Origin of the sequence: Tessaracoccus lubricantis, assembly GCF_039544535.1 — a bacterium.
GTDB classification, from domain to species: domain Bacteria; phylum Actinomycetota; class Actinomycetes; order Propionibacteriales; family Propionibacteriaceae; genus Arachnia; species Arachnia lubricantis.
The window spans coordinates 22905-37954 of the sequence record NZ_BAABLV010000020.1 but is presented as its reverse complement, the minus strand read 5'-3'; the positions used below and the strand labels follow the sequence as shown (position 1 = coordinate 37954).

Genomic DNA, 15050 nt, shown 5'->3' with positions numbered 1-15050 from the left:
CTCAGCGGGCGTCGGGCGCGATCAGCGGGTCACCGAGGGCAGCCAGCGACTCGAGGTCCTCCGCCTCCGCGCGCCGACGGCGACGCCCGCGCACCACCAGCGCGAGGATCACGAACAGGGCGAGGAGGCCAGCTCCGACGAGGGTCGGCACCCAGGGGAACCCGCCGGCCAGTTCCTCCGGCATGGGCTCCTCCCAGCCACCGGGCTCCTCCATCGGCATCGGCGCCATGACGGCCACCTCGACGGTCTTGTCCATCGTGGCCACCTTGCCGTCGACGTCCTCGTAGGACACGGTGACGGTCACCGGGCCGGCCATCTCCTCGACCGCCTGCACGGTCATGTCGACGGCGCCGCTGGCGCCGGCGTCGATGGTGCCGACGAAGACCTCCTGGCCGGTGATGGCCTGGCCCTCGGCGATGGAGGCCTTGGCGTTGTAGAGCTTGGTCTTGCCCTGGTTGAAGATGCTGAAGGTCAGCGACGCGTCCTGGCCCATCGTCAGCTGCGGCGGCAGCAGTTGCGGCGCGGAGGCGTCCGCCCGGATGCTCTGCTTGACCTGGATGGACACGGTCTCCTGCGCGGAGTAGGCGTTGGCCTGGCCGTCCTCGTACTCGATGCCGATGGTCAGCTGGTAGGGCTTCTCCTCCAGGGAGGGCAGCGAGTGGAAGTTCATCGTGCCCGACTCGATCTGGTCGGCCCCGATGCGCGGCAGGTACAGCGACGACGAGCCGTTGGCCGGCAGGAACGCCGCGTCGGCGCTGGCCAGGGTGACCTTCATGTTCTGCACCCGCGTCTTCTTCGACGTGTTGTGCAGGGTGAACGTGACCTGGAAGTCCTCGCCCGCCTGCACCTCCGTCGGGTTCGTGGTGAAGCCGGAGAGGATCACGCGCGGGGTGGACACTCCCGGGACTGCGGCCGGCGGCGCGGGGTCCGCCACGGGGGCGGCCGGGCCGCCGTCGCTGAGGACCTCGCCGTCGGTGGTCGGGTCGCCCGCGGCGCTGGCCAGCGGGAGGAGGCTCAGGCTGAACACCATCATGAGCACGAGCGTCAGTCGGTGGAGGATCTTCATGGCGCGACCTTCTGGGTAGCGACGGCGGGCGCCGTCTGGGCGTGTTCGGTCTGGGTGATGTCGGTGATGCGGCCGTCGCCGATGCTGACGATGGTGTCGGCGAACGAGGCGAGGTGGCGGTCGTGCGTGACCATGATCCACGTCTGCTGGAACCGGCGGATGACGGCGCGGAAGAGGGTGAGGGTCTCCTCGGAGGTGCGGGAGTCCAGGTTGCCGGTGGGCTCGTCGGCGAACACGAGCGTGGGTTGCACCGCCAGCGCGCGGGCGATGCCGACGCGCTGCTGCTGGCCGCCCGAGAGCTGGGTGGGCTTGTGGTGGAGGTGGCCGGCGAGGCCGAGCTGGGCGAGGACCGCCCTGGCACGGGCCTGCCTCGTGCGCTTCGGGATGCCCCGGAAGCTGAGCGGCAGCGCCACGTTGTCGAGCGCGGTGAGCTGCGGCAGGAGGTTGAACGACTGGAAGATGAAGCCCACCTGCTCGCGGCGGTAGGTGACCAGCTGCGACTCGCTGAACCTGTGCAGCGGCTGGCCCGCGACGAACACCTCCCCCGCCGTCGGCTTCTCCAGGCCACCGAGCATGTTGAGCAGCGTCGACTTGCCGGAGCCGGAGGTGCCCACGACGGCGGTGAAGGAGCCGCGGGGGATGGTGAGGTTGACGCGGTTGAGGGCGACCACGCGGGAGTCGCCGACGCGGAAGATCTTGCTGAGGTCGCGCGTCTGGACGAGGGGTTCGCCAACCGCCGGCAACGGTGGCCTCTTCGTTCTCGGTTGCACCAGCATCCCCCCTCGACTCGTGCCGGCGGGCTTCGCCCCGCCTGCGAGAAACATAGCGGCCGACCCCACCCGAAAGGGCGGTGGCCGGCGATTGGCGGCGAAGAGTGGACCTTGGTCCCAACGCATTCATCCCCAGGTCTGATGGGCGGTCCGGAAGAGGCACGCCCTGGCTCAACGGAAATGTCGGACCCCATCCCTAGATTCGAAGACACAAGCCAACAGGGGGCAAGGAGGGATGGCTGTGGACGAAGACATGGAGAAGCTGCGCGACGCGATCGCGCAGCAGCTGCGGGAACTGCGCGGCACCAACGACAGCAAGGTGGTGGACCTCGTCTGGGGGTACTACCAGATGGCCGCGGACGGGGCCGACATGATCGTCGAGATCGAGTCGAACACCTACATCGACGACGAGGACGTCCAGCTCACGGCCGGCCAGGAGCGGGCGCTGGAGTCACTGGGCTTCACCCGGCCCGACGCCGGCATGCCGAACTGGTGGATCGGCCTCGAGGGCAGCCACGACGAGGACATCGACGAGGCGGCGGTCGCGACCGCCCGGGGGCTCGTCGAGGTGCTGGGGCACGACGTGCGAGAGGCGCTGGCCGCCTCGGTGACGTGGCACCCCACGCCCGCGTTCCGGGTGTCGCGTGACCGGGCGGCTGGGCTACTGGTGGGCACCGCCGTGGGCGACGCGTTGGGCGCGGGGTACGAGTTCGGGCCTGCGCTCCGCGCTGATGCGCCGGTGGCGATGATCGGCGGCGGGTTGGGCAACTTCGCACCCGGGGAATGGACCGACGACACCTCGATGGCGGTGTGCATCGCACACGTGTTCGCGCAGGGCATGGACCCGCGCAGCGCCCAGGCGCGCGACGCGGTGGCGGCGAACTTCGGGCACTGGATGGCGAGCAACCCGCCCGACGTCGGCGTCCAGACCCGTGCGGTGATGCGGATGGCCGACGACGGCTTCGCCGACGACCTCACCTCCGCCGCCGCCGAGTACTTCAGGGCCAACCCCACCCGCAGCGCGGGCAATGGGGCCCTGATGCGCACCGCCCCCGTCGCGCTGTTCGACACCACCCCGCTGATCGTGGCCAGTGTGGCGCGACGGCTCGCGGAGCTCACGCACGCAGACCCCATCGCGGGCGACGCCTGCGTGATCTGGAGCCTCGCCATCGCCCACGCCGTGTATCTGGGCAATTTCGACGGCGTGCGCTGGGCCCTCGACTACGTCCCGCAGGAACGGCGGGAGTACTGGTCGCAGCGGCTCGACGAGGCGGAGACGCTGCCGCCCGGCACGTTCTCCAGGAACGGCTGGACGGTGCACGCGCTGCAGGCCGCCTACGCGGCCATCGTGCAGACCCCCGTACCGGAGGATGACCCGGCGCGGCACTTCAGGTTGGCCTTGGAGAATGCGGTGCGCGTGGGGCACGACACCGACACCGTCGCGGCCATCGCCGGCGGCCTGCTGGGCGCGCGATGGGGCTACTCCGCCATCCCGCTGGAGTGGACACGGCGCCTGCACGGCTGGCCGGGGCTCCGGGCGGCAGACCTCAGGGACATGGCCACGATGGCCTCCCCGCCCAGCTACGCAGGGCAGCCCGGCATGGCGAACTACTTCCAGCACCCGCTGGACTCCGGGGTGTTCATCGGCGGCTACGCGGCGGGCTCCAACCCGCCGGAGGGCATCGACGCGGTGGTGTCGCTGTGCCGCACGGCGGAGGCCGACGACCTGGCCAAGGGCATCGCGCCGCAGGACCACGTGGAGGTCTGGCTCTCAGACCGTGGCTACGAGGACAACCCGCACCTCGACCACGTGCTGACGGAGGCGGCCCGGATGGTGGCCTCGCTGCGCCAGGAGGGCAAGACCGTGCTGATCCACTGCGTCTCGGGCCAGTCCCGCACTCCCACGGTGGCCGCGCTGTACGCAGCCGAAGCGCTGGGCGTGCCGGCCAGGGACGCCCTGCGGGCGATCCAGCGGATCCATCCCGGCGCGCGGCCCAACGCGACGTTCCTCGAGATCATCGACCGCCACGCCTGACGCCCGGGAGCCGGTGAACCCGACACGCCCCCGGGGTGACGCGACCCCCTCCCGCGGTTTAAGGATTCCTGCGGCGATCCAAAGGTCGTCAATGCGGGAGGAAGCGCCATGCGGCAGACGGACCAGTTGAAGGAACTCGAATTCACCCCCTCCAAGGTCAAGGTGGCCGACTGGGACCTCCGCATTCCCATAGCGCCGAAGGCCGGCCCCTTCTGCCAGTTGCTGGTCGAACCGACGGAGATCTCGGGCCCCGGCGTGTTCGCCTGGGTGGTCACCGACAAGGTCGTCTACGTCGGGCACACCGAGGAGTTGGCCGGGGTCTCGCACCCGCAGGGGGCGTTCTCGGTGGTGTCGCCGTCGACCGTCGACGGGGCGGCCGCGAAGGTCAACAACCTGATGAACGCGGCCTACAAGGCCGAACACCGCATCACGTGGTGGTGGCGTCAGGAGATCTCCGCCGACGACGCGGCCGAGGTGGCCGCAGACCTCGTGGTGGAACTGGACCCGCTGGGCAACAAGCTCACCCGGGCGAAGGCCCCCGCGCAGGCGGCCGGGAAGGGGACGTTGGCTGCCGGAGCCGCGAAGGCGCCGCGCACCCCTGCCGAGCCGAAGCAGAAGGCGCCGAAGGCGCCGGCCAAGTACGACCCCGAACGCGTGGCGCCGAAGGCACTGGTGTGCCCGTCGTGCTTCATCCAGGTCTCGTTGGCCACCGGCTGGTGCGACGACTGCGAGATCCAGGTGGCCGGCTGACGCCGTCGCCCCGCACCGAGGGTCGGCGCCGTCCGCGGCCCGGTTCGGACTAGGCTCGAGGCAGCGACGAGCAGTGCGACGGAGGAGTGGCCATGGAGATCCTGTACACGACCAACAACGAGTTCGGCCAGGCGGTCTTCGCGCGCCGCGACGAGGCGCACACCGTGGCCCGCATCCGTCAGGCACTCAACAACGCCACCACGTGGGGCGAGTTCAGGGCGCTCATGGACCCCTTCGAGTACCAGTACCTGGTCGAGAAGAACATGGGCCTGACCATGGATGACATCGACCCCACGGAGCGGTTCAACCCCGACGCCATCCCGGGCGTGGCAGACCGCTACTACCCCACCTGGCTGCAGGCGCGGATGCTGGAGTGGTTCCCGAAGTCGCTGATCCTCAAGTACGACGGCGACATCACCTCGCTGCGCGGCGACGCCCTCGTGCTACCGGGCGAGTTCGCCGACGACGTGGCCGACGACCTGCGTGCCGAGGGCTACACCGTCGCGCGGACGGACCTGTCGTTCCTCTGACGGCTCGTGGGGTCAGTGGAGGGAGGCGTCGGCTGCGCCTGACGACCACTCGTGGAACCGCACACCCAGGCCCGCGCGGGTCGGGGCGCAGGTGAAGGGGCCGGCCTGGGCCACGGCGTCGACGGGGAACGGCGCCAGCCTCACCAGCTGCAGTTCGCCACCGTCGAGCCCTGCCCGGACGGTGACGGCGTCGCCCGAGCGGGACAGCCGCACGCGGACGCGCCGCCCGCGCCAGTCGTCGACCGGTGCGGTGGACCAGTCGGACACGGGGTTGGTGACGACGGCGCCCACCATCGGCCGCCCGTCGGCGAACTCCACGCCCGCCTTGACCCACGTCTGCGGGCCGGCGCTGAGGAAGATCCCCGCCTGGTCGAACTGCTCGGTGAAGTCGCAGGTGAACACCACCTCCATGGCGCAGTCCTGGGCCAGCGGCGCGACGAGGGCGTGCGCGTCGTCGCGTTCGAAGCCGTAGGAGGTGATGCGCCAGGCGTCGGACCCCTCGACGGCGGTGACCACGAGGTCCTGGCCGTCCTCGCGGGCCTCCACCGGAGGGGTGGTCCAGGCCCCGTCGGACCAGTTCAAGCGTTGCATGGTGGCGGCCTCCGTGGTGTCGGGGTCAGACGCGCGACCAGAGGGGCGTCTTGAGGTTGTTGTAGTCGTCGACCGGGTCGAAGCACACGGTGCCCCGGCACACGTAGACGAAGCCGTCGGAGCGCTGCTCGAAGTGCGAACCCCAGCCCTCGGCACCCTCGGGCGCCGTGACCACGTAGGACCCGGCAGGGGCCAGCCGCCACGAGGCCCGCGCCAACTGGCTGAAGGGGTCGTCGCCCACGACGACGGCGACTGCGGGCTTCAAGCCGCGGCGGGCCTCGTCGGAGATCAGCAGGTCCGCGAGCGCGGCGCCGGCGAAGCGGGGGTGGTCGGCGACCGAGGCCCACATCGTGCGGGCGGCCCTGTCGGCCCGCGCCACGAGTTCGGGCCGCTCCGCCAGGGCACCCACGATCCGCAGCGCTGCGACCATGCACGACGTGCCGCTGGGCGTCACGTTGTCGGTGAGCGAACGGGGACGGTCGAACAGCCCGGTGTCGACGCTGTCGTGGAAGCCGCCGTCGGCGTGGCTGAACAGCTCGTCTGCCCGGCCCAGCAGCGCCTCTGCCTCCCGCAGCCACGCCGAGTCGCCCGTCGCGCCCGCCAGCAGCGCGAACGCCTCGGCGACCGCGCCGAAGTCCTCCGCCCCTCCGACGGCGGGGTCGGCCACGCCGTCGCGCGAGGTGCGGCGCAGGTCGCCGTCGACGAGGTGCACCGACAGGAGGTGCTCGGCCGCGCGCTGGGCCAACTCGAGCCAGCCCTTCTCGTCGAAGATCATGGCGCCGGTCACCAGCGACGAGATCATCCAGCCGTTCCACGCCCCGACGACGATGTTGTCCGAGGCCGGCCGGAAGCGCGTGGCGCGCTCCTCCAGCAGGGTGTGCGACACCTGCTCGAGACGCGCATAGTCAGGCCGACCGCGCAGCTGCAGCGTGGAGAGCCCGTCCTCGAACGTGCCGCCCTTGGTCACGTGGAACACCTCCGCGGCCCACGCCCCGTCCTCGGCGCCGAGTGCGTCGTCGAGGAGGTCGAGGTTCCAGAGGTAGAAGATGCCCTCGTGCACTGCGCCGCGGATGTCGCAGGAGTCGGCGTCGAGGGCGGAGATGAACGCGCCGAAGTCGTTGACCATCTCGCGCTCCAGCCACTCGACGATGCCGTAGGCGGTGCGCTCGAACAGCGCGCGCAGGCCGGCGTCGTGGTCTGCGGTCCGTCGCCAACCCCGCACGTAGGTGCCCAGCAGCAGCGCGTTGTCGTAGAGCATCTTCTCGAAGTGGGGCACCACCCAGCCGGGGTCGACGGAGTAGCGGTGGAAGCCGCCGCCGATCTGGTCGTGGATGCCGCCGCGGGCCATGTGCTCGAGGCTGCGTTGCGCGATCTCCAGGGAGCGCGGGTCGCCCTTGACCAGCAACGCGTCGAGCAGGGTCGGGTTGGGGAACTTGGGCTGGGTGCCGAACCCGCCGTGGATCACGTCGAAGCCGGCCTCGACGTCGTCGATGGCCTTGCGCAGGTCCGGCACCTCGTCGGCGACGGCGTCCTCGCGCGACGACAGCACCTCGACGAGGTAGTCGGCCGAGCCCAGCACCTTGTCGCGGCGGCTGTGCCAGGCGTCGGCCATGGCCTCGAGCACCTGACGGAACGACGGCTGCCCCGGACCCGCCTCCGGCGGGAAGTACGTGCCGGTGAAGAACGGCTTGCCCTCCGGCGTGAGGAACGCGGTCATGGGCCAGCCGCCCGACCCGTTGTTCATCGCCTGGGTGGCGAGCATGAACACGGCGTCGACGTCGGGGTGCTGCTGGCGGTCCACCTTGATCGCGACGAAGTGCTCGTTGATGTACTGCGCGATCGCCGGGTCGTCGAACGACTCGTGGCTCATCACGTGGCACCAGTGGCACGACGCATAGCCCACCGACAGGAGGATGGGGCGGTCCAGCTCGCGGGCGGAGGCGAGGGCCTCGTCGGACCACTCCCACCAGTCGATGAGTTGGTGCGAGTGCTGACGCAGGTAGTCGCTGGACGATTCGGCGAGGCGGTTGACCATGGTGCCCAAGCCTATCCGGTGGACGCTCCCGCCCTCCCCGAGGATCGGGTTGGCGCGCGGCGCTCAGAGGATGCGGCCGTCGCCCATCTCGATGACGCGATGGGTGCGGCTGGCGACCCCCACGTCGTGCGTGACCATCACGATGGTCATGCCGTCCTCGTTGAGCTCGGTGAGGATGTCCAGGACCTCGGCGGCCGAGGTCGAGTCCAGCGCGCCGGTGGGCTCGTCGGCGAACAGGACGCGCGGCCGGTTCACCAGCGCGCGGCAGATCCCGACTCGCTGCAACTGGCCGCCCGAGGCCTGCGAGATGTCGTGGTTCGCCAGATGCGCCACGCCCGTGCGGGCCATCAGTTCCATGGCCCGGGCCGCCAGTTCGTCGCGGGGCGCCAGCCCGGCCAGGTGGGCGGGGAGGACGACGTTGTCGAGCAGCGTCAGGTTCCGCAGCAGGTGCACCTGCTGGAACACGAAGCCCATGCGGGTCAGCCGCAGCCTGGCCAGTTCCTTCTGCGGCAGGCCGGTCAGGACGGTCCCATCGAGCTCGACGGTGCCCTCGGTGGGCACGTCCATGCCGCTGAGGGCGTACAGGAGGGTGGACTTGCCGCACCCGGAGGGGCCCATGATGCTGACGAACTCGCCCTCGTGGATGTCGACGTCCACGCCATGCAGGACGGTGGTGTCGCCGAAGCGCTTCACCAGGTTGCGCGCGGTGAGGACGGCGGGAGCGTCTGGCCGCCCTTCGACCTGACGTGGTCCTCGTCCCTCGGACACGCCAGGCTCAGGGAACGGCGCTCCGGACACGCCAGGCTCAGGGAACGTCGTGGTGGTGGTCATGTGGTGGCCTCTCATTCGGTGACCAGCGAGGAGACGCTGGCGGTGCGGATCGTGCGGGTGGCGGCGAACACGGCGAGGCCCACGCCGACGAACAACGCCGCCGGGAGCGCCAGTGCCGTGAGCCACGGGTTGGTGATGAACTCGATGCGGCTGGTGCCCTGGAACAGGTAGGCCATGCCGCCGAACATGCCCTCGAACATCAGGTTGAACAGCCCCTGCCCGGCCGTGAGGGCCAGCCAGATGCCCAACGGGACCCCCAGCGCCAGCACCACCAGGATGCGGGTGAGGTACTGCGCCCGGATGGAGCCCTCCGGGGCGCCGACGGCGCGCTGGATCGCGATCTGCGACGCGTCGCCCGCCAGCAGCATCCGGGTGAACATCCCCGTCATCAGCACGGCCAGCAGCAGCACGTACATCAGCGGCCGGCTCGTCAGGTCCATCAGGCCCAGCGTGGGCCCGGTCGGCAGCGACGACCGGTGCAGGCGCAACGGGGACCTCCGCCCGCGTCCCACGGCGCCGGCGCGCAGCGCCTCCACGGCCGACGTGCGGCCGAGGCGGCGCAGGAGGGCGAGGATGAAGGCGACGATCACCCCGAACAGCGCCAGCGCCACGAGGGCCGGGGCCAGCCACGGGGCCACGCCGGTGGAGTCGCCGAGGTAGCTCACCACGCTGCGGGACAGCACGGGGCTCAACGCCCAACCGCCCAACAGCCCCAGCACGCAGGCCACGGCTCCGAGCGCGCCGTACTTGACCAGGTACATCCGACGGATCCCGCTGGGCGCGACGCCGATGGCCGTCAGCACGCCGATCTCGCGCTGGTCGGTCTGGATGGCCGCCAGGAACGACAGCCTCAGGCACAGCAGCCCGACGGCCAGGAGCAGCACCGAGGCGAGGATCACGACGGCGGCGCCCAGGCCCTCGCTGATCATGTTGAACAGGTTGAACGTCGCGGCGTCGACCATGGGCCCGACACTGGGCAGGCCGGCGTCGAGGTAGGCCTTCTTGAACGACGCCAGCTGGGTGGCCGGGTCGTCGAGCCAGAACGAGATGAGGTACTCCGGGGTGCCGGTGACGGCGCTGAGGGCGGCGAAGTCGGCCGGGCTGACGGCCAGCCGCTTCGAACTGGCGATGCCGGTGTTCATGATGGCGTCGCGGACGAATCCGGCCACGGTGAGCGTGGTGGCGCCCTCGTCGGTGGTGATCGCCACCTCGTCGCCGGGCTCCAGCCCGTCCTCGACCTGGTAGATGACCGGCAGCCAGATGGTGCCGGGTTCGACGGTGGTGAGCGGCTGGCCGTCGAGGCCCAGGAGGAGGTCGCGTTCCCCGTTGGGCACCACCAGCGAGTTCTGCTGGACGTTGTTGCCCTGGGGCACGCCGTCGAAGGCGAGCCGGGCGTTGTCCAGGCCCAGGAGTTCCTGCGTCTGCGCGGCGACGACTTCCGGCCGCCCGGCAGCCCAGTCGTCGATGTGGGCCGGGTCCATCGGCCCGGCGTGCATCTGCGCGACGTGCGGGGCCCCTGCGGCCGCCACGAGCCGGTCGCTGGCGCCTGCGAGCCGGGCCAGCAGGCCTGCGCTGCCCGTCGCCAGCACCACCGAGAGCGTCATGAGGACGACGAGGGTGAGTGTCACCGTCAGGTTCCGTCTGACATCGGTGACGACCATCCGTGTGAACATGCTGACCTTCCGTCGCGGGGCTTCCACGAATGAACCTATGGCCGGGCTCCGGCCAGGTCTGTAGGGATGTGGCCCCAGCGTGGCCTGAGCCGACCCCGGCCGTCCCCCTGAGTGCCCCGCCCGGGTTGCGCGGTCGGCAACAATGGGGCCATGAGCGAAACCCGCCCCGCCCGCACGTCGATGTCCGCCGCACTGCTCGTGGTGGGCGGGCTGCTCGCCGTGATGTGGGCGCTGGAGTTGCTGGACTCCGTCACGCTCAACGCGCTCGACTCCTACGGCATCGAGCCCCGACAGGCCTCCGACCTGCCCAACGTCCTCTGGGCGCCCCTGCTGCACTTCGGCTGGGCGCACCTCATCAGCAACTCGGTGCCGTTCCTCGTGCTGGGCGTGCTGACGTACCTCTCGGGCGCGGTGCGCTGGGTGGTGACGACGGTGGTGAGCACCGTCGTCTCCGGCCTCACCGCATGGCTGCTGTCGGGCGTCGGCACCATCACCGCGGGCGCGTCAGGGGTCATCTTCGGCTACCTGACCTACCTGCTGGTGCGCGGCATCTTCACCCGCCGGATCTCGCAGATCCTCATCGCCGTGGTGGTCTTCGCGCTCTACGGCACGGTGCTGCTCGGCGTGCTGCCGGGGGTGCCGGGCGTCAGTTGGCAGGCCCACCTGGGTGGCGCCGTCGGCGGAGTGATCGCCGCCTACCTGCTGCACTCGAAGGAGTCGCGCGTCAGATGATGAACTCGGGCACGGGGCTGTCGGGGCGCAGGCCTGCGAACAGGTCGTCCTCGGGGATCATCGTCGGCACCCTGGACATGACGAGCTGGTAGTCCTCCGTCGGCCAGCCCATCTGCTGGATGGCCAGGGGCACGGCGAACCACGGCCCGTCGGGGTCGATCTGGGTGGCGTGGGCCTTCAGTGCCTCGTCGCGGACGGGGAAGTACTCGGCGCACGGCACGAACGTGGTGAGGCGACCGTAGGAGTACGGGTCGTTGTCCCGCGTCGGCACCTGGTACTCCAACCCGTGCTCGTGCATGGCGGCCTCGAGCTGCTCGTAGCGCCTCCGGTGGAAGCTCATGTGGTAGTACAGCTTGGCCGCCTGCCAGGGGGTGCCGTGCTCCGGCCACTGGTACGGGTCCGCCGCCGCGTTGAACGCCTCGACGGTGATCCTGTGGCACTGGATGTGGTCCGGGTGGGGGTAGCCGCCCTGCTCGTCGTAGGTGGTCACGACATGGGGCCGAAAGCTGCGGATGACCTGCACCAGCCGTCCCGCGGCGACCTTCGGGTCCTCCAGCGCGAAGCAACCCTCGGGCAGCGGCGGGAGGGGGTCGCCCTCCGGGAGGCCGGAGTCGACGAAGCCCAGCCACACCTGCTGCACGCCCAGGATCTCGCGGGCGCGGGACATCTCGTCGCGGCGGATCTGGGCGATGTTGTGCTCGATGTCCGGATCCGACGCCAGCTTGGGGTTGAGCACCGACCCGCGCTCGCCCCCGGTGCACGTCGCCACCATGACCTCGACACCCTCGGCCACGTACTTCGCCGTGGTCGCCGCGCCCTTGCTCGACTCGTCGTCGGGATGGGCGTGGACGTGCAACAACCGCAACTGGGGGGCGACGGAGGTGGACATGGACTGTATTGTGCCCTTCCCCGCGCGGAGGCCATGGCCGTCTCAGGGCACAATGGGAGCCGTGACCTCCGAAGAAGCCCGCATCAAGGCCCGCTACCCCAAGGCCGGTCCCGCCGACTACATCCTGGGCGGTGGCGCCGCCGTCGCCGTCCTGGCCGCCATCGTGCTGGTGGCCCTGACGGGGGTGCGCAACTCCAACCCCGACGTGGTGGCGATGATCCGCGGCTTCGAGGTGCCATCGGCCACGGAGATCACGGCCGAGGTGGTGGTGCAGCGCAAGGACCCCTCCGACCCGGTCGAGTGCCGGATGTACGCGCAGGCGGAGAGCTACGAGACCGTCGCCGAGCGCGTCGTCGAGATCCCACCCGGGGCTGACAAGCTCACGAGCATCGACGTGACCCTGAAGACGACGAAGGAGGCGACCGCGATCAGAATCGAGGGTTGCCGCGTGGCCGACTGATAGGCTGGCTCAATGTCCGAAACAGCTACTGATGTGGTGTGGCTCACCCAGGAGGCCTTCGACAAGCTCGAGGCCGAGTTGAACGAGCTCAAGACCGTGGGCCGCGAAGACGTGAGCGCCCGGATCGCTGCCGCCCGCGAAGAGGGCGACCTGTCCGAGAACGGCGGCTACCACGCCGCCCGTGAGGAACAGGGTCAGATGGAGGGCCGGATCCGCCAACTCGAGGACCTCCTGCGCCGCGCGCAGGTGGGCGAGCCCGAGGGCGCCAAGGATGAGGTGGGCCCCGGCAAGATCATCACCGTCGCCTACGACGGTGACGAGGACGACACCGACACCTTCCTGCTCGGCTCCCGCGAGGTGCTCGGCACGGACGACTCCGTCGAGTACAGCGTCTTCTCGCCCCAGTCCCCCATGGGCTCTGCGATCATCGGCGCCAAGGTCGGCGACGAGGTGACCTACACCGCACCCAACGGCAAGGAACTGATGGTCGTGATCCTCAAGGTCGAGGTTCTGTAACCACCCGGGAACGCAGCGAGGCCGCCGTCCCGAGGGACGGCGGCCTCTGTTCGTCCGCTCAGTCGGCCAGCAGCTGCGCCGCGACGTCCGGGCTCAACTCCCCCCGCGCCACGCGCGCGAGGATCTGCTGCTCGGGGGTGAGGTCGTCGTCGACGGCGTCGCCGTACTCCGACTGTTCCTCGGTGCCGTCGGCGTCGGCCGTGCCCGCGTGGGCCGGGCCCGCCGTCGTCCCCGGGTCGGCGGGGTCGAGGCCCAGCTTCGCGAGCACCGCGTCCAGCCGGGCGCGCGCCGTCGGGTAGGACACTTGGAGGTGCTTCTCCACCTCGCGCAGGTTGCCGCGCGAGCCGAGGAAGACCTTCAGCAGGGTGAGGTCGGCCTCGCCGAGGGAACAGAACTCGCAGCTGGCGAACTCGCCGGCGATCTCGGTGCCGCAGTGGAGGCAGCCCTTGCGGGTGGTGATCAGTTGGTCGCCGCAGACAGGGCAGTCGGCCGGGGCGTGGTACAGGGGCTTGGCCATCTCACTCATCCGCCTTGATCGTGGCCATGCCCATCACGACGGCGACGTCCAGGCGGGCCGAACCGTTGCCGACGACGTACTCGTCCACCTTGTCCCCGCCGTCGGGCCAACTGATGCGCCCCAGCCGCGACTCGCCGCGGACGGTGACGTTGGCGCCCTTGGTGAGGTGCACGGTGAGGGTGCCCGATTCCACCTTGAGGCGCGAACGCCCCATGCTGATCGGGCCCTCGACGGCGATGCCGCCGGCTTGGCTCAGGAGGTCCTCGACCTCCTGCACGTCCTCGAGCGTGGAGCCACCCGCCGTGACGCGGATGCGGCCGAGCCGGGGGACGCCGACGGTGCGGAGCCCGCCGGTGGTGACCTCGGCGTCGACGATGAGGTTGGGGTTGACCTTGACCACGAGTTCCTTGCCCAGCGAGATGTCGCGCAGGTCGTCGAGGCTGCGCGGCGGCCGGATGAGGGAGAAGCCGTGGAAGCTCGGCCCGATCTCGCCGGTGCTGTTGACCTCCATGACCGTGCCGACGCGCCGCAGCACGTGCGGGCCTTCGATGGTCAGCGTGCTGACCGATGCGTCGCCCTCGATGCGGACCCGCCTGCCGACGGCGGTGACGGACACGCGGGAGAGCCCGCCCGCCTTCGGGCCGCCCTTGGTGGTGGTGTCGCGCGGGGTGTCGGCCCCGGCGTGGGGTTCGTCACCTGCGGCGTGGGGCTCGTCGCCCGCAGCCGCGCGCTTGGCGGCCTCGATGCGTCGGCCGGCCTCCTGCGCGTCGATGCGCCCAGCGGCAAGGTCGTCCAGAATTGGACCCAGATCTGCGTTGCTCATGAGGAAATCATAATCCCGCTTGCCATTCTCGAAAGGTTGTTTTGCACTTGTTGAACCCTGAGGTTTCCCTGAGGTTGCTCTGGAGGTGCTGAATCCAGCTTCGGGCTCCACCCCCGACGGCGGCGCGGGGCCTGTGCCAAGGTTGGACGCATGCGCAGACCCCTCCCGGAACTCGTCGCCGCCGACTGGGCCGAGGCCTTGGCCCCCGTCGAGGAGAACATCGCCGCAATGGGGCGGTTCCTGCGCGAGGAGATGGCCAACGGGTTCGCGTACCTGCCGGCCGGCGAGCACGTCCTGCGCGCGTTCTCCCGCCCCATGGCCGACGTGCGGGTGCTCATCCTCGGCCAGGACCCGTACCCCACGCCCGGGCACGCGATGGGCCTGTCGTTCTCCGTCAACCCCGACGTCCGGCCGCTGCCCGGCAGCCTGCGCAACATCTACCGCGAACTCGAGGCCGACCTCGGCATCGCGCAGGCCGCGCACGGCGACCTCACCGCCTGGTTCGAGCAGGGCGTGCTCCTGCTCAACCGGGTGCTCACCGTGCGCCCGGGCGCGCCCGCGTCGCACCGCGGCAAGGGCTGGGAGGAGGTCACGGCGTGCGCGGTCCAGGCGCTGGCCCGACGCGGCGGCCCCCTCGTCGCGATCCTCTGGGGCCGCGACGCCCAAGGCGCCAAACCGATGCTCGGCCAGACGCCGGTGATCGCCAGCGCCCACCCGTCGCCCCTCTCGGCACGGCAGGGGTTCTACGGTTCGCGCCCGTTCTCCACCGCCAACCGCCTGCTCGAGGAGCAGGGTGGGCGCCCCGTCGACTGGCGGCTCCCGGAGGCCTGAT

16 protein-coding genes are annotated in these 15050 nt (G+C 70.6%); 7 read left to right on the top strand and 9 right to left on the bottom strand.

Annotated features, from left to right (window positions below; genetic code table 11):
• Position 1: 1 nt before the first annotated feature.
• Together ABEA30_RS06345 and ABEA30_RS06340 are read right to left on the bottom strand one after the other, a co-directional pair.
• Entirely contained in the window at positions 2-1066 is a 1065-nt protein-coding gene (locus ABEA30_RS06345; protein WP_345580655.1) for a COG1361 S-layer family protein, read from the bottom strand.
• Entirely contained in the window at positions 1063-1809 is a 747-nt protein-coding gene (locus ABEA30_RS06340) for an ABC transporter ATP-binding protein (RefSeq protein ID WP_345580652.1), read from the bottom strand. The genes ABEA30_RS06345 and ABEA30_RS06340 overlap by 4 nt, the downstream gene beginning before the upstream one ends.
• A gap of 262 nt (positions 1810-2071) precedes the next feature.
• Between ABEA30_RS06340 and ABEA30_RS06335 the strand changes: the two genes are divergently transcribed.
• The 3 genes from ABEA30_RS06335 (at position 2072) to ABEA30_RS06325 (ending at position 5151) form a co-directional block, all read left to right on the top strand.
• Complete coding sequence (locus ABEA30_RS06335) at positions 2072-3871, top strand: ADP-ribosylglycohydrolase family protein (protein WP_345580650.1); 1800 nt, start codon at positions 2072-2074, stop codon at positions 3869-3871.
• Between the two features lie 108 nt (positions 3872-3979).
• Positions 3980-4621, top strand: coding sequence for a hypothetical protein (locus tag ABEA30_RS06330; RefSeq protein WP_345580647.1), 642 nt, complete (start codon positions 3980-3982; stop codon positions 4619-4621).
• 92 nt (positions 4622-4713) lie between these two features.
• On the top strand, positions 4714-5151 hold the full coding sequence (locus ABEA30_RS06325; RefSeq protein WP_345580644.1) for a hypothetical protein: 438 nt from the start codon (positions 4714-4716) through the stop codon (positions 5149-5151).
• A 12-nt stretch (positions 5152-5163) separates the two neighbouring features.
• Here ABEA30_RS06325 and ABEA30_RS06320 read toward each other — a convergent pair whose 3' ends face one another.
• The 4 genes from ABEA30_RS06320 to ABEA30_RS06305 form a co-directional block, all read right to left on the bottom strand.
• Positions 5164-5742 (bottom strand): DUF1349 domain-containing protein, encoded by a 579-nt coding sequence (locus ABEA30_RS06320; protein WP_345580641.1) that lies wholly within the window; start codon positions 5740-5742, stop codon positions 5164-5166.
• A 25-nt stretch (positions 5743-5767) separates the two neighbouring features.
• The gene (locus ABEA30_RS06315) at positions 5768-7777 is read right to left on the bottom strand and encodes a thioredoxin domain-containing protein (RefSeq protein ID WP_345580638.1); all 2010 of its coding nucleotides are present in this window, start codon (positions 7775-7777) and stop codon (positions 5768-5770) included.
• 63 nt (positions 7778-7840) lie between these two features.
• On the bottom strand, positions 7841-8608 hold the full coding sequence (locus ABEA30_RS06310; RefSeq protein WP_345580635.1) for an ABC transporter ATP-binding protein: 768 nt from the start codon (positions 8606-8608) through the stop codon (positions 7841-7843).
• An 11-nt stretch (positions 8609-8619) separates the two neighbouring features.
• Complete coding sequence (locus ABEA30_RS06305) at positions 8620-10236, bottom strand: FtsX-like permease family protein (RefSeq protein ID WP_345580632.1); 1617 nt, start codon at positions 10234-10236, stop codon at positions 8620-8622.
• Between the two features lie 246 nt (positions 10237-10482).
• Here ABEA30_RS06305 and ABEA30_RS06300 point away from each other — a divergent pair, with 246 nt between their 5' ends.
• Entirely contained in the window at positions 10483-11013 is a 531-nt protein-coding gene (locus tag ABEA30_RS06300; RefSeq protein WP_345581296.1) for a rhomboid family intramembrane serine protease, read from the top strand.
• Here ABEA30_RS06300 and mca read toward each other — a convergent pair.
• Positions 11006-11902 carry a mycothiol conjugate amidase Mca gene (gene mca, locus ABEA30_RS06295; protein WP_345580629.1) on the bottom strand — a complete coding sequence of 299 codons (897 nt, stop codon included), beginning with the start codon at positions 11900-11902 and terminating at the stop codon, positions 11006-11008. The two genes, ABEA30_RS06300 and mca, sit on opposite strands and share 8 nt — an antisense overlap.
• A 61-nt stretch (positions 11903-11963) precedes the next feature.
• Between mca and ABEA30_RS06290 the strand changes: the two genes are divergently transcribed.
• Together ABEA30_RS06290 and greA are read left to right on the top strand one after the other, a co-directional pair.
• Positions 11964-12362, top strand: a complete 399-nt coding sequence (locus ABEA30_RS06290) for a DUF4307 domain-containing protein (protein WP_345580626.1) — start codon at positions 11964-11966, stop codon at positions 12360-12362.
• A gap of 12 nt (positions 12363-12374) precedes the next feature.
• The gene (greA, locus tag ABEA30_RS06285; protein ID WP_345580623.1) at positions 12375-12878 is read left to right on the top strand and encodes a transcription elongation factor GreA; all 504 of its coding nucleotides are present in this window, start codon (positions 12375-12377) and stop codon (positions 12876-12878) included.
• 58 nt (positions 12879-12936) lie between these two features.
• Here greA and ABEA30_RS06280 read toward each other — a convergent pair whose 3' ends face one another.
• Both ABEA30_RS06280 and ABEA30_RS06275 read right to left on the bottom strand, forming a co-directional pair.
• On the bottom strand, positions 12937-13404 hold the full coding sequence (locus tag ABEA30_RS06280) for a DUF2089 domain-containing protein (protein ID WP_345580620.1): 468 nt from the start codon (positions 13402-13404) through the stop codon (positions 12937-12939).
• Positions 13397-14218 (bottom strand): hypothetical protein, encoded by an 822-nt coding sequence (locus ABEA30_RS06275; protein ID WP_345580617.1) that lies wholly within the window; start codon positions 14216-14218, stop codon positions 13397-13399. Before ABEA30_RS06275 ends, ABEA30_RS06280 begins: the two co-directional genes overlap by 8 nt.
• A gap of 150 nt (positions 14219-14368) precedes the next feature.
• Between ABEA30_RS06275 and ABEA30_RS06270 the strand changes: the two genes are divergently transcribed.
• Positions 14369-15049, top strand: coding sequence for a uracil-DNA glycosylase (locus ABEA30_RS06270; protein ID WP_345580614.1), 681 nt, complete (start codon positions 14369-14371; stop codon positions 15047-15049).
• Position 15050 lies beyond the last annotated feature (1 nt).